10 protein-coding genes are annotated in these 14,004 nt (G+C 62.2%); 1 reads left to right on the plus strand and 9 read right to left on the minus strand.

Annotated features, from left to right (window positions below; all coding sequences use genetic code 11):
- Window positions 1–35: 35 nt before the first annotated feature.
- The 7 genes from HJB83_RS03460 to HJB83_RS03490 form a co-directional block, all read right to left on the minus strand.
- Window positions 36–347 carry a DUF736 domain-containing protein gene (locus tag HJB83_RS03460; protein WP_077991631.1) on the minus strand — a complete coding sequence of 104 codons (312 nt, stop codon included), beginning with the start codon at window positions 345–347 and terminating at the stop codon, window positions 36–38.
- 370 nt (window positions 348–717) lie between these two features.
- Window positions 718–1,113 (minus strand): hypothetical protein, encoded by a 396-nt coding sequence (locus tag HJB83_RS03465; protein WP_221159461.1) that lies wholly within the window; start codon window positions 1,111–1,113, stop codon window positions 718–720.
- A complete protein-coding gene (locus tag HJB83_RS03470) occupies window positions 1,106–1,351 on the minus strand; it encodes a type II toxin-antitoxin system Phd/YefM family antitoxin (RefSeq protein ID WP_221159462.1) in 246 nt (81 codons plus the stop codon). Before HJB83_RS03470 ends, HJB83_RS03465 begins: the two co-directional genes overlap by 8 nt.
- A 215-nt stretch (window positions 1,352–1,566) precedes the next feature.
- Window positions 1,567–2,499 carry an ArdC family protein gene (locus tag HJB83_RS03475; RefSeq protein ID WP_221159463.1) on the minus strand — a complete coding sequence of 311 codons (933 nt, stop codon included), beginning with the start codon at window positions 2,497–2,499 and terminating at the stop codon, window positions 1,567–1,569.
- A 295-nt stretch (window positions 2,500–2,794) separates the two neighbouring features.
- On the minus strand, window positions 2,795–3,376 hold the full coding sequence (locus tag HJB83_RS03480) for a hypothetical protein (RefSeq protein ID WP_221159464.1): 582 nt from the start codon (window positions 3,374–3,376) through the stop codon (window positions 2,795–2,797).
- A 629-nt stretch (window positions 3,377–4,005) separates the two neighbouring features.
- On the minus strand, window positions 4,006–4,857 hold the full coding sequence (locus tag HJB83_RS03485; RefSeq protein WP_221159465.1) for a DUF7007 domain-containing protein: 852 nt from the start codon (window positions 4,855–4,857) through the stop codon (window positions 4,006–4,008).
- A gap of 79 nt (window positions 4,858–4,936) precedes the next feature.
- Window positions 4,937–6,637: a ParB/RepB/Spo0J family partition protein gene (locus tag HJB83_RS03490; RefSeq protein WP_221159466.1), complete on the minus strand. Its 1,701-nt coding sequence runs from the start codon at window positions 6,635–6,637 to the stop codon at window positions 4,937–4,939.
- 330 nt (window positions 6,638–6,967) lie between these two features.
- Between HJB83_RS03490 and ligD the strand changes: the two genes are divergently transcribed.
- Window positions 6,968–8,014: a non-homologous end-joining DNA ligase gene (gene ligD / locus HJB83_RS03495; protein ID WP_221159467.1), complete on the plus strand. Its 1,047-nt coding sequence runs from the start codon at window positions 6,968–6,970 to the stop codon at window positions 8,012–8,014.
- A gap of 177 nt (window positions 8,015–8,191) precedes the next feature.
- Here ligD and HJB83_RS03500 read toward each other — a convergent pair whose 3' ends face one another.
- Window positions 8,192–13,270 carry a helicase-related protein gene (locus HJB83_RS03500; protein ID WP_221159468.1) on the minus strand — a complete coding sequence of 1,693 codons (5,079 nt, stop codon included), beginning with the start codon at window positions 13,268–13,270 and terminating at the stop codon, window positions 8,192–8,194.
- 91 nt (window positions 13,271–13,361) lie between these two features.
- Window positions 13,362–13,979, minus strand: a complete 618-nt coding sequence (locus HJB83_RS03505; protein ID WP_221159469.1) for a DUF1419 domain-containing protein — start codon at window positions 13,977–13,979, stop codon at window positions 13,362–13,364.
- Window positions 13,980–14,004: the final 25 nt, after the last annotated feature.

The raw sequence follows: 14,004 nt of genomic DNA on the forward strand, positions 1-14,004 counted from the left end.
CCCGCTCTGATCGAGCGGGGCTTCTGGTTAGACGATCAGCGGCGAGTGCTGCGCGACCAGATGAGCTGCAGGCCTTCCTGACCCTGAACCTCGGTCAACGTCGCGTAGATCGGGGCGGGGAAGCTCGGGTCGTCGAGCTTGACCGAGATGTAGTCGCGCTCGCTCTCGCGGGCCTGCTTCTGCCAGCCGGCGCCGAATTCGACATTGCCGGCCAGCACCCTGAAATCCGGTGCGTCGTCGGAGGACCGTTCGACGCGGACGATCTTGGCCTTGACGTTGAGGTTGAGGGTCTTGATGGTGCCGGAAAAGCCGTTTTCGGAAGCGGTGAAAGAGCCGATGGTTGCCATTGTCGTGATCCTTTTCAGTTGCTCGGGCCGCGTCCATCGCGGCCTCGATGGCTGTCGATCAGACCGGGGGCGATCGGCCCGCACCTGCAAGGGCCGAAACGAAGTGAAGGACGGCCATGGGCCGAGGCTTTCTTGTTTCGCGAGGAATGGCGGTGCAGCCGCCAGGGGAAGAAAACGAGCCGGCCGTTGCGGATGCCGATCGAGCCGAACAGCCTGAGGCGGCCTTCGGTCAGACATGCCCCATCGAGACCGCGGTGGACGTGGCATGCCCACGTCGAAAGGAAAGGCGATGGCGACACCAGGCGTTACTCCGCCAGCGACAATGGCGCCCCCACTGATCCCTTGCTCGCTCAAAGCATGAAGATTGACGTTACGAGCGCGCGACGCCTGCGAGTTTTCGGGCCGCGGCCGCCTGTTTGACGGTGCTGGCGATGGTCTTGAGAAAGGCCGGGCTAAAGCTTCCAATCGGCGTGGTCGTTTCGAAGTCGAATGCCTTGTCGAGCTCTACCCGATTATACTCGTCGAGAATGATCCAGCAGGGGAAATCGAGCCCGGCGCGACGACACTCCATCTGGCTGATGGCAAGGGACACCCGGTCTGTTCCGGGCATTTGTGACGTAATGGGAAAGAGAAACACAACGCCTGGCACAGCGAGCGTGCGAACGACGACGCAAGTGGGCCTTGCCTTGCGACCTGACTCTTCTCCAGCCGCCGCCTCGCGGTTCCACAGATAGAAAAACCGGACGATTTGCCCGGGCTCAAGCATTGTCGGTCCCAATGATATCGTCCAGGCCGGTCATCAACTCCCGATGAATGTCCTCCGGCGCTTCGAGCAGGCCATATGCCTGCGTGTGCGAACGACCGATAAGCTTTCGATACTGCTCGGCCGTCAGGATGACCAGCTTGTCCTTGCCGCGCTTTGTCAGGCTCACCGGTTCGATAAGGGCCGCCTCGAGGATTTCGCCCGAAGCACGGTTCATGTCTGAAAAGGTAAACTGCTTCATCGTCAGGTCTCCGTGGTCAATTACCTATAATACGTATTCTATGCGGTTCACGCAATTGGATTGGGTGTCGTCCCGGATTGTCGGGCCGCGGGGAGGAGAAACAGACGTGCCTCCCTGCGACAGATGATTTTTGTCAGCCGGGAGCCTGTATGTTGATCGGATCCATCAGATCCGTTTCCGCCAGTGTCACGCCCGGTGATTGATGGCAATGATGACTAGGCAGCATCGCGATGTAACGCTGACTGCAGCTCATGTAGGAACGCCACGGATCGCTGCGCCTGAGCGGCAGCTTGGACAATGAAACGCTTGTCGTTCTCGAGCACAGAGAGCCACGATGCGAGATAGCAAGCATGGTCGGGGCGCGGCTCCAGTTCCGGCACCACACCGAGATCAGCAGCGAGAAAAGCGGCGCCGAGTTCGGCGATCAACTCTTCCCGGGCACGCTCCGTCCGGTCTTTCGCATATTTGGACAGATCGCGGTTGAGCCGATGGGTGGCGCCGGCCCAATGCACACTTTCATGCGCCAGTGTCGCGTAGTAGCTCTCGACGTCCCGAAACGTCTCGATTGGCGGCATCTGGATCAGATCAGGGCCGGGCGCATAAAAGGCCTTGTCGCCTCCATGACGGATGACGGCACCAGTGGCGGCGAAGAAGGCATCCGCATGGGCGATTCTGTCGATCCGTTGAACAATCGCACCGCCAGAGCCATCCCCGTATCGGTCTCCGAGACCGTCGATCTGCTCAATGTTGAACACGCTGTAAGCCTTCAAAAATGGGATGTCGCGCTCGACCTCATGTCCCTCTCCATTGGTTTCGGTCTTGCTGATGCGGTTAGCATAAACCACCATCGAGCTCGTCTCGCCCTTTCTGACGCACGCGCCGAGTTCTTGCGCCTGACGAAACGTCATCCAGGTCGGCGAGGCATAGCCACGAGCCATGGCTTCAGACCAGAGAAGCAGCACATTGATCCCGGAATAGGGTTCGCCGCTGTGGCGCAACGGCCGGGACACCCGACCGTTAAGATATTTGCTGTTCCACGGCTGCACCCAGGGCCGTACGCCCTGGTCCAATGCTGCAATCATCTTGTCGGTGATGCGCGTATAGACATCCACCCGCTGCTCGCTGGTCCCTTTATCCTTCTTCATCATCCTGTCCTCACTTTTTGGCAACCGCGCCAATCGCGGTTCGTCACGGCGGTCGAAAAAGCGGCGGTAGGAGGCGGCGCACCCGCTGACAGACAAGATTGACTGTTGGAACCTTTGCGGACGGGCCGAAACGAAGTGAAGGACGGCTTGGCCGTTGCGACGTCCATCTCCGGCGACGCTAGACCGCTCACCGGGACGAAGCGCGATCGGCGCGCCTGCCTTTCAAAACGAGAAGAGCCGGCGCGTAACAACGCGCCGGCTCTTCTCGGACGAAAGAAGGGGCTCACGCCCCTTCGGTTCAATCGAAAGCCGACATCTGCAGCGAGGCGACCTTCTGGTCGATCGACGGCGCCGTGACCGTGGAACCGGTGCGTTCATAGGGTTTCCAGGTTTCGCCGGTGATGTCTTCGTAGGCCGAGACGGCACCCTCAGCTGCCATGCGCAGCACGTGGGCCTGCAGACCCATGTCGGCGGCGAACTCACGCTTGCGCTGCGCCCGGCTGTCGAAGCCGACGGGACCGTCGAGATCCTCGTTGCGATCGTCGTTGGAGAGCTTGGTGGTCAGGTCCCGCGCCTCGGTGACCGCCCGGCTGTAGAACTGCCCGGCGCCGTAAGCCGAGCCGACGAAGGAGCCGACGATGCGCTGCATGTGGATCTGCATGGCCTTTTCGGCGAGACCTTCCTTCAGCGCGTCGGCGCTGTCGATGAGCTGGCTGCGGTGAAGCTCGCGGATGCCGTCGCTGTCGACGATGACAAGGCCGAAGCTTTCGCAGATGCGGCTCGCCTGGGGTGCGTCGGGGCAGGCATGGCGGACCATTTCGAGGGTGGTGGCGCGTTGTGCGGCGGGGCGGGTCTTGGAGGAGCGGTTGAGCGATGTCATGATCGATGTCCTTGTGCGTGGTTGAGCGAAGCCCGGGTCTGCCGCTTTCCGGCACTTCCCCTCGGGTGCGGTCGACACAAACCGGGCAAGCGGCCTGGCCCAAGGTCAGGGCGATGCGATCGAGCAGGGTGGGGTTGCGGGGGATGCGGGCCGCAGCGCGGGCTGCAGCAAACGCGGCTCCGCCTTGAGAAGAGCGCGTCGCTCCTGCCGCCACGCGGCGCGGAACGCGGCCTTTGACCAGGTCGCGACCGGTTCAGACCGCAGCAAACCCGAGGACTGAGCCGGAAGCTGCTCGACCTCTTGGCCAAACACCGCACGGCGTCGCGCATGTCCGCCACCACGCTTTCGACCGCGTCCACGAACAACCGGCAGACGATCGGTCCGCCGACGGTTTCTCTACGCACAGGTCGAGATCTCAGTGCGGTTCGACCGGCTCGTCCTGCAAAACGCGCTTCATGGTCCAGGCTATCGCCGCCGCAACGCATGAAGATCTTCGGAAGACAAATCGGCCCTGAACCAGCATCGTCTGGAGCCGACGCTTCCATCGGTCGCCGGCTCTCATCTGCGTCGGCCTCAGGCGTTGGCCGGTCCTGGCAGGCCGAGCGCCCTTTGCGGTTCGCCTCGGCATCTCACGCCTCGGTCCAGCCGATGAAGCTCGACGGTCCGGCATATCGCCGGTCACGCGCCTCGTCGATGACGAAGCCGAACGCGCCGATGTCGTAGAGCGCCTCGTCGACCAGGTAGCGCCGTTGTTCGTCCGCCGGTGCGCGGCAACCGGTCGACCGCCTGCCACCGAGCATGGCGATGCATTCAACGAAGCCAGGATGTTGCCTGGACTGGATGGCCGAGACCACCACCCATCGGTTGGCGTTGTCGCGGTCGAAGCGGCTGCGGTCCTTGGCGCGGGACTGGCCGGGTTGGAGAACCTGACCGTGTCTTGCTTCCCATGCCTCCGGGTAAACATCGCGCAAGATGTCGTCGGCCTGGCGCTTCTCGAAATCGGTAGAGAGGTTGGGATAAGTGGCCGCCACAGCAACCCAGGCGCAATCCTCCTCATAGAAACCGTCATCGGTGCGCAAACCCGGCGCAATGAGCCTGTTACGGTCTGGCGAGAGCGCAAATCCGCCGTGGCTTGCGGTGGTGTGGGCGACGATGCCGGGAGCATAAAGCACCGCGTGTTGCGATTGGCCCCACGGCGTCGAAGTCCGAACCGAGACTGTCCGGCGATTGAGATCAGCCAGCTGAGCGACATGGGTCGCCCATTCCTCGACTGTGCGCCGGAAGCCGGCCTCGTCGACGGGATCGGTTCGCCGGTCGTGAAAATCGGCGATCGTCCAATCCTCGATCGGTCGTTTCAGGCCCCAGGCCTTGACGAGGTGATAGCCGGCCTCAGACGAGACCATGGCGAAGGCCTGGTCACCAACCAGAGCCGCGAAAAGACCGTCGCGGGTTGTTCCGTAAAGCGGAGATGTTGCGGACATTGTCTGCTCCTGTCCATGTCTGGAAACGAAAACGCCGCCGGCAAGCCGGCGGCGGAGGATGGAAAACTGGGTGGTGGTGCTATTCGGCCGCCTCGCGGAAATCGTCGGCGCCATCACCTTCGCTGAGGTCAGACGGCGAAACCTCGTCCTCTGTCACCGGGGCTGTCTCTTCATCCTTCTCGAGGTCAGATGTCGCGGGAGCGAACCGGCTCACCCAGGCTCGGACCTCGGCAGCGTCTGGTGCGATCGCTGCTGCCGGCAGGACCAGGCGTCCATCGGCGAAGTGTTCGACCACGGCGGCGCGGGTGTCCTTGACCTTGACGCGGCCTGGAACACCTGCGGTTTCCGCGACGGCTTCCAGTGCCGTGCGCGACAGGCATGAGAGGAACTCGTCGCTCGCCATGTTGGGCAAGAACTGGTCGGCGCCGATGGCATCGCCGGCGATGCGGGCAGCCAGTCCGCTGTCGGACCTGTTGCAGCGAAGCGACAGAACTTCGATCAGCACAGAGCGTACGACCTGACCAAGCGTTTCGCGATCAAAGGAGAGCTTGCCGTCCTCATCGATCAGCCGCACCGCATGCGGGGCGCATTTGGCATGACCGTAGGGATTGTCGGATGCGCCGCTGGCGATCGTGACGTTCTGGCCGGTCAGAGCAAGGACGAGCAGTGCCGTCAGCGTGTCGTCCTCGATCGGTGCACGCGCAAGCGCCTCATGAAGGGCATCCGTACGCAAGTCGCCGATCATATCGAACCCCTTCTGGGTGACGTCGGGACGGGCCTTCGGCGTTTCGAACTCCTCAACGACCGTCGCGACGCCATCGGCATCCTTGACCACCTTCGGCTTCTTGGCTTCAGGCATGCGATAGGCGACGGATTGCACCGACCCGTCGCGGGCATTGATGTACCAGCCAGTCAGATCGCCCTTACCGGGCTTGCCATAGACCTGTTGCGCCTTGGCCGGCAGCTTGGCCTGGCCGTATTCATTGGCCTCGATGATTGCACCGCGCTTGGGCAGGTTGTTGGAGAGCCACTCCTGCTGGGCACCGAGGAAGGCCTCAACATCCGTGGTATAGCGGCTGTCCTCATCGGCCGGCGCAAAGAGGTCCTCGACCCAGGTGATGCCATAGGCCTGTGCAAGGTCGTTGCCGAAACTTGCGTGCTTGGCGAGCATTCTGGTTCTGGTGAGCGCGCGAGCAACTTCCCACCAGGAAACGTGCGGGTCCTGTTTCTTCGGCTTGTACTTCTTCCAGACCTCAGCCTGCTCGTCCTGGCCGGCGGCGGCGATGGTGCGCAGCTGCTGCTCGTTCGGCATATCGCCGTGCGCCATCTGGTCGAGCATGGCGGGCAGGATATTGGCAAGCAGCCGCAGCTTGCGGATCTGTCGCGCCGGCAGAGCCAGAGCAAGCGCGATGGACTCTTCGGTCCAGCCAAGAGCAACCAGGCGCTCGATGGCGCGCCATTGATCGACGGGGTTCAGCGGTTCACGGGCGATGTTTTCCGCGAACGACTGCATCGCGCCGAGATCGTCACCGGGATCAGCAACCAGGACCGGGATTTCGGCAAGCTCGGCGGCAACGGCCTGGGCCGCGCGACGGTGGCCGAAGAGGATGATGTAGCTGTTGCCGCCATCAGGATGGAGCTTGACGACGGGTGGCTGCACCACGCCGATCGCTCTGATCGAGGCGCAAAGCAGCGCATCGGACTGCGGAGAGGATTTCGATTGGCGCGCTTTGTCGGGATTGTCCTTCAGGCTGCGCGGATCGACTGTCATCAGTTCCATGGGAAATGTCCTTTGTCGGTTGGCGGGCGGACGGACTGTCCTTACCCTCTCGTCTTCTTCTCGAAGACATCCCCCGAACCGCGGGACCGACCTGCGGCTGCAACTGCGCCGGAGCAGACCCGGCTTGCGGACAAGCGAGGCACCCTGCCTTGCGCGGAGAGCGGGCCCGGTCTGGCGACCGGGGCGATTGAGGGAACCGTCAGCCACGGGCCGGTCCTGCGAGTGGTGGCCCCTTCCCCTTCCCTTCCCTTCCCTGCCCCGACAGCCGCCCCTCATCCATCCACGAGGCCGGGTCACCTCATTTTAAGCAATTGCTGGTGAACTCGAGGCATGACAAAGCCGCCACGCCAGCCATCCCAGCCGCTCTTGCGGAAAACCGAAGCGCCGGTCCGGTCGCGCCCGCGCAGACCGCGCGATCCGGCCCAGCCGCAATTGCCGTTCGACCCGATGCCCGATCGCATCGAACCATGCCTGGCACTCCTGAAGGCGAAACCACCGCGCGGGCCGGATTGGCTTTTCGAGGTCAAATGGGACGGATACCGGGTGGCGGTCCATATCAGGCCGAACGATGTCCGGATCATCACCCGCGGCGGACACGATTGGACCGATCGGTTTCCGGCGATCGCGGATGCGGCCCGCACGATCAGTATCGGCACGGCCATCCTTGATGGAGAAGCCGTGGTTCTGGATGCGCAGGGCCGTTCCGATTTCGGCGCGCTACAGCGCTCGCTCGGAGGTCGGGGCGGCAAACAAGCCTCCGGCGAGGCGATCCTCTACGCATTTGACTTGTTGTATTTCGACGGTCACGACCTCACCCGCATGGAGCTGTCCGGGCGGCGGCACCTGCTGGAAGATCTGATCAAAGAAGGCGACGGGCCGATCCGCCTGTCGCAGGAAGTCGAAGCCGATGGAGACGCGCTGCTGGCTGCGGCCTGCGCGCATGGGCTGGAGGGCATCATCGCCAAGCACCGCGACAGCACCTATCGCTCGGGTCGGCTCGGCGACTGGCTGAAGGTCAAATGCATTCAGAGCGAAAGCTTTGTGATTATCGGATACGAGCCGTCCGCTCTAGCACGCGGCGGGATCGGCAGCCTGTTGCTGGCGGCTTACCAAGGCGACACGTTCGTCTATGTCGGTTCGGTCGGGACTGGCTTCAAAGAGAGAGATGCACTCGAACTGCGCCGGATGCTGGACACGCTGAAGACCAAGCACGCTCCTGTTGCGGTCGACAAGAAGGGAGTCGTCTTCGTCCAACCGACATTGATTGCCGAGATCGAATACCGCGCATGGACCGACGATGGCAAGCTACGGAATGCCTCGTATAAGGGCCTGCGGGAGCTGCAGGACAACGCGGCGATCTACAAGCTCGGAAAATAGCAGTCTGAGAGGACCGAAAACGAAAGGGCGCTCGACCCTTTCGGGGAGCGCCCTTCCAACCCGGACAGTTTCAAACGCGCGGCAATCGCCACTGTGAGGCAAACCATCGAAACGGGTGATGACCGATAGGTGTGTATCGCCCGACCCGGTTTCAAGTGACGATGGATATGCCGCTGTTCACGCGGCTTCCTGGCGATCCTCCTCTGGTTCATCGGCGTTTGCCGCCAGATCCCTTTCGATCTTCTCCAGTTGGCCCAGCTTGAGTTCGAGCTCGGCCCCGAATGAGAAGCTTTCACCCAGACGCGGTGTGTAGGAGGCAAGCCGACGTTTGGCGTCAACAAGACGAGTGCGGTGGCTCTCGCGCTCATGTTCAAACCCGCCAAGCGCATGTTCGAGCCGGGAGATGGCGCCGATCGGCGTCGTGGTCACAGCCAGGTCGATCTCGTAGTCGCCACCTGTTCGTTGAAGCAGGGTGTCATAGCGATAACCGTCCTTGCCGAACCGCTCGCCATGATAGGCGAGATCGAAGCCGCCGATATTGGCGATGATCACCTCTTTCTCCTCCTGTAGCTGAACCAGCGTCAGGATCTCCTTCATTAGCGCGCGGCCGACGAGTTTGCGCTCGTCGAATTCCGCGTTTCCGACCCGCATCATAAATGAATCGCCTGCTGTCGGGGTCAGACGTTCAATGTCCTTGCCTACATCCTCGATCCGGCGACTGGAAACCTCGATATCACGCTCTGCGTCCCGGATCTGCCGGCGGATCGCATGCTGATCGTCGATATGCGCGGCCTGCAAGCGGTCGAGACGGGCGATCTCGGCCTCAAGCCCCGCCTTCTGCATCAGTCGCTCGTCGCCGGACGCGATTGCCTTGGCCATGGCGAACTGGTTTGCCTGCCCCTCGCCCATGTCCTCAAGCCGTCGAACGCTGATGTCGCCGGACAGGGCCGCCGCAATGAACCGAGCCTTGCGCTCGTTGTTCTGCCACATGGTGGCGTCGAGGCTCCCGAGGGTTGCGTAGGCGAAGACGTCGACCTCCTCGTGCTGGTTGCCCTGGCGGATGATACGGCCTTCTCGCTGCTCGATCTGCGATGGCAACCAAGGAACATCAAGGTGATGCAGGGCTTTCAGCCGGACCTGCACATTGACGCCAGTTCCCATGGTTTCGGACGAGCCGATCAGCACGCGGACCTTGCCGGCATTGAAGTCGTTGAACAGCCGCTGCTTGGCATCCGATTTTTTGTAGTCCTGCATGAAGGCCACTTCGGATGCGGGGATGCCGAGCCTAACCAATTCATCGCGGATCCAGCGATAGGCAGAAAATCCACGCGTGGCCTCGACCGAGATCGTGCCGAGATCGGAGAAGATCAACTGGCCGGCGCCCGGCCGGTCGAACGTCTTGCCGTCCTTGCGCCGATATTCCACCTGCCCCGTCTCCTCCCAGATCCGGTAGGTGTTCGCGACCAGAGCGTTCAGCTTGTTGGCGGCCTCGTTGCCCATGGCCTGATCGACAAGCCGCAGATCGATCGCGGCGTGCCGGCCATCGGTGATGACCGAGAGCAAAATGTCGTCGCCGGGTTTTGCCGGCCCATCGCGCATCTCGATTGCCTTGATCCGGGCATCTAGCCGCTTCTGATAGGCTTTGAACGCCGGCGTCGGCTCGGCGGTGACGATCTGGCGCTTGCCGCCGGAGACCTCCGGCACTTTCACATATGTTTTCAGATCGGCCGGCAGCACGACGTCGGCGAACGACCGGAACAAGGCAATCAGTTCCGGCACGTTCACGAACTGGCTGAAGCGCGTGACCGGCTTGTATTTGCCCGACGGCTGCAATTCGAGTTCGGTCGAGGTATCGCCGAAGGTCGAGGCCCAGGCATCGAACTCGTGCAGACCACGTTCCGACAATGCCCTTGGATCCATCATCCGCTGCACCGAGAAGATCTCGCCGAGCGTGTTGGTGATCGGCGTGCCCGACGCCAGCACCAGCGCCCTGCCCGGGTTCTTGGTTTCAATGAAGCGGGATTTGACGAACAGGTCCCAGGCGCGCTGCGAACCATTCGGATCCACACCGCGCAACGTCGACATGTTGGTGGCGAAGGACAGCTTGCGGAACTCCTGCGCCTCGTCGACGATGATCTGGTCGATCCCGAGCTCCGAGATGGTCAGCAGGTCGTCCTTGCGGGTCGCCATCGCTTCAAGCCGTTCTTTGTGACCTTCCTTCATGCGTTCGATGCGCTTGCGCGACAGCCGGTCGTCGCGCTCGACCTTGGTGAGCAGATCCTCGTAGAGCTCCAACTCGTCCTGGATCAGCTGCGCCTCGAAGGCCGATGGCACCGCGATGAAACGAAACGCCGAATGGGTGATGATGATGGCGTCCCAATTGGCGGTCGCCGCCCGTGACAGGAAGCGCTGGCGCTTTTCCCTGATGAAGTTGGTCTCCTCGGCAACCAGGAACCGTGCGTTGGGATAAAGCGCCAGAAACTCGCGGGCGGCCTGCGCCAGGCAATGGCCGGGCACGACCAGCATCGCCTTGTTGATAAGGCCAAGCCGGCGCTGTTCCATAATGGCGGCAGCCATGGTCAGGGTCTTTCCGGCACCGACGGCGTGGGCGAGATAGGTGGTGCCTGCAGAGATGATCCTCCAGATGCCGCGCTTCTGATGACCGTACAAAGAAAAGGCGCCAGAGGCGCCGGGAAGTTGGAGATGATCGCCGTCGAAGGCTCGCGGCGCAATGTTGTTGAAAGTGTCGTTGTAGACGCGCGCGAGACGGTCAGTGCGATCCAGATCAGACCAGATCCACGACTGGAAGGCCATTTTAATCTTGGCAAGCTTTTCCTTTGCGGCTTCCGTCTCCGCCGTGTTCAGCACCCGGCGCTCGATCTCGCCGTCGCGGATCGTGTCGAAGATCTGCGGTACGGACGAGTTGAGAGCGTCGGACAGAAGCTGGCCAGCATGGCGGCGATGGGTGCCCCATTCCGTAGTGCCTAATGCCGACCATTCCAGCTGCCGGGCATTGACCGTCCAGGTCGCCAGTTCCGGTAGATGGTGGATTGAGATCTCGGCGTCCATCACCTGTTTGACGAAGGCGACGACATCATTGGCCGGGATCCACGGTGCGCCGAGGCGTGCGGTGATATCCGAGGGCCTGAGATCGGCGGGCTGGACGTGCTTCAGCGCCGCAACATTTCGCGCGAATGCGGGATCGAGGGCAGCGGCCGCCCGAGCGACTGTGAGCTTCGACCGGACAGCGCCCGACAGGTAGGCATCGGCCGTCTGCCAGGAGCCGTCGGCCGGGTCGCGGAAGATCGCCTCCCCGAGTTCTTCGTCCTCGACATCGCGATGCATCAGTTCGGCTGTATGGTCTGGATCGACGTGACCGCGCTCGTTCAGCACCACGGCAAGGGCGTCGAGCGCCGAGGTGATCACTGGTGTCGGCGGCGGCGCAATCACCCGCTCGGTAAAGATCGGCCCGGGCTTGGCGGTATTGGTCTCCAGATCATAGTCTTCGATCGAGGCAACCAGCCAGCAATCGGGATCGTCGAGGAAAGGCGCAAGATTCGGCCGGCGATGGATCTCCCTGATCTCACCGGTTTCCGGGTCCTCCGATGTCGAGACGGAGGTAAAGTTGATTGGCCCGAACTCGCGCACAAAGCTCGACCAAGCGATGCGCAGCGTGACCTGCGCCTGGGTCCATGGCCGGTCGCGTTCCTGAAGCTTGAGGATGAGCCGGACCGCATCGCGGATCGGGATCAGCTTGCGGATAATGAGTGCATGCTTGGCAAAAATGCCATCGGTGCTCTTGCCCTTTCTGACATTAACCGGAACAGCGACGCCGTCCACGACCTGCATCAAGGCTGTCGCCTTACCGATGAAATAGCTGCCTTCGCGAACTTGTCTGTCGGCGGCCCGCTCGGCCATCGCTTCCGCCACCTCATCCTCAAGTTCGGAATCGAAGGTGGACGGCTCGCCGTCATAGATGTCCGCAGGAAGCCCTTCGATGGCATCGTTCAAGATCGTTTCGAGATCGCCACCTATCGGCCGGCATGTGTAGGTCTCGCCGAAAGGTCCCGAGGTGATCGCATGGCGCCCCAGCACCATGTCGGGATGATCGACGAACCATCTGTTGATACGGACGCTACCGCCCTCGCCCTCCAGTCCAACATCCGCAAGATCAATCCAGCTGTCATTGCCGGCCTGCTCATCGGCATGACGCTTTCGGAAGAAGAGGATATCAACGACCACATCCGTGCCGGCGTCAGCCCGAAAACTGCCCTCGGGCAGGCGAAATGCTCCGACAAGATTGGCCATACCGGCAATGTATTCGCGAGCGCGGGCGGCTGCCTTGTCCATCGTGCCCGACGAGGTGACTAAGGCAGCAAGTCCTCCGGGCTTCAGCCGATCCATCGCCTTGGCTATGAAATAGTCATGCAGCCGGAGACCGAGGGACCGGAAGTCCGGATCACTCCTCACTGTCCGATCCGAAAACGGCGGATTGCCAATCGCCAGATCGAAAGACGCTGGCAACTCGGTCTGTGCGAAATCGCCGTTGAGTATTCTGGCCTGCGGCTGCAGCAGGCCCACGATCCGGGCAGTGACTGGATCGAGCTCTACCCCGGTGACGTGGCTGCGCGCCGAGATTGCCTCCGGCATCAGCGCCGGAAACAGCCCTGTGCCGATTCCGGGTTCGAGGATGCGGCCGCCGTCAAAACCCAACTTCGCAAGCCCGGCCCAGATAGCCCGCACAATGAATTCCGGCGTGAAATGTGCATATTGGGTGCAGCGGGCAAGCGATGCATAGTCGGCCGCATTGACCGAGGCTTCCAGGCTTTCACCAAGCTGCTCCCATCCGGCGCGGAAAGTTGCAGCACCCGGGCGCCGGAATATGCCGTTGGCCAAATCGGAGGCACCGAAGCCGGTAAATCGGATCAGCCTTGCCTGCTGATCGGGACGCGCCGGCAAGCTGGAGCGCTCGATCTCGTTGGCAAGCCGGATGGCGGCGATATTGTCGCGGGCCCGCTCCCGCCAGGTCTTGGCGAGGCCGCGCGATCCTTGGAGCCGGAAATTGACGTTAGGTCGCGTGATGGCCTTGGCTTGTTCTGGCGTGGCCGCCGGCTTTGCTGGTGGGTGGCATGTGGGTTCTGCAGCGCCCTCGCCACCACCCACGGCTGGCGAGAAGGCCGATCCGGCAATGTCGAAACCGGAAGACAGCGATGTTTTGCCAAAGAGGTCAAGGGTGAAGGGGTCGTCATGTGCCATGGGAAGCTCCTGTGTCGGAAAGGCGCGTCCGAACAGCCGGCTTGTCCGGAAAGCTGCTCGAGCGAGGATGAAATGAGGGCTTGGGAGAGGTTCAGGCTGCCGCGATCTCAGGCAGGTGCCGGAACTGGACGGGCAGCTTTGCGGCGACCTCAAGATCGGTCAGGTCGTCGAGCAGCTTCCAGATTTTTCCCTGCGTCGCGGAATAGACGATGACGATCCGGCGGCCGAGAAAGGCCGGCGTGAAGCGGAGATCTGCATAAGCGCGGAACTCTGTGCCAACAGTGCTCCAGATATGGTCGAGCCTTTCGGTGCGGCTCATGCATCGGGTGCGCGCGTTTTCCCGCGCGATGATCGCCGCGCGCATCTGGTTGATCGATGATGGGTCCGCAAGATCGCAATAGCCGTGGAAGTGCCGCAAACCGCCGTTCAGCCGCAAGGCAAAAAAGACGCTAGCGACGCGGGCGGCGACGAACTCGCGCATGGCGAAAGTGTCGCCGCGATAAAAGAGCGGCGGCAGGATTTCGAACATACGGTCGTGGTCGCCCTCGCTGACCTCGAACCATTCGCCGATGTAGCGGCCGCCGGTCGCGCGGTGTCCGTCGGCAGGCGCCTGGGCATGGCGGTTAAAGAGGGAGTACATCTGCTGGCGCGTGGCGACGCCTTCGAGGACCTTGCGCGGTTCGGACGAAATATTTTGAAGATGAGACATGAGCTGCTCCTTTTGAGGGTTGCGG

This window comes from Rhizobium sp. NZLR11 (assembly GCF_019685115.1).
Taxonomy (GTDB): domain Bacteria; phylum Pseudomonadota; class Alphaproteobacteria; order Rhizobiales; family Rhizobiaceae; genus Rhizobium.

What these genes read in the sequence shown, in the direction of transcription:
- HJB83_RS03460 (WP_077991631.1), bottom strand. Translation starts at nt 347, where the DNA reads ATGGCAACCATCGGCTCTTTCACCGCTTCCGAAAACGGCTTTTCCGGC.
- HJB83_RS03465 (WP_221159461.1), bottom strand. Translation starts at nt 1,113, where the DNA reads ATGCTTGAGCCCGGGCAAATCGTCCGGTTTTTCTATCTGTGGAACCGC.
- HJB83_RS03470 (WP_221159462.1), bottom strand. Translation starts at nt 1,351, where the DNA reads ATGAAGCAGTTTACCTTTTCAGACATGAACCGTGCTTCGGGCGAAATC.
- HJB83_RS03475 (WP_221159463.1), bottom strand. Translation starts at nt 2,499, where the DNA reads ATGATGAAGAAGGATAAAGGGACCAGCGAGCAGCGGGTGGATGTCTAT.
- HJB83_RS03480 (WP_221159464.1), bottom strand. Translation starts at nt 3,376, where the DNA reads ATGACATCGCTCAACCGCTCCTCCAAGACCCGCCCCGCCGCACAACGC.
- HJB83_RS03485 (WP_221159465.1), bottom strand. Translation starts at nt 4,857, where the DNA reads ATGTCCGCAACATCTCCGCTTTACGGAACAACCCGCGACGGTCTTTTC.
- HJB83_RS03490 (WP_221159466.1), bottom strand. Translation starts at nt 6,637, where the DNA reads ATGGAACTGATGACAGTCGATCCGCGCAGCCTGAAGGACAATCCCGAC.
- ligD (WP_221159467.1), top strand. Translation starts at nt 6,968, where the DNA reads ATGACAAAGCCGCCACGCCAGCCATCCCAGCCGCTCTTGCGGAAAACC.
- HJB83_RS03500 (WP_221159468.1), bottom strand. Translation starts at nt 13,270, where the DNA reads ATGGCACATGACGACCCCTTCACCCTTGACCTCTTTGGCAAAACATCG.
- HJB83_RS03505 (WP_221159469.1), bottom strand. Translation starts at nt 13,979, where the DNA reads ATGTCTCATCTTCAAAATATTTCGTCCGAACCGCGCAAGGTCCTCGAA.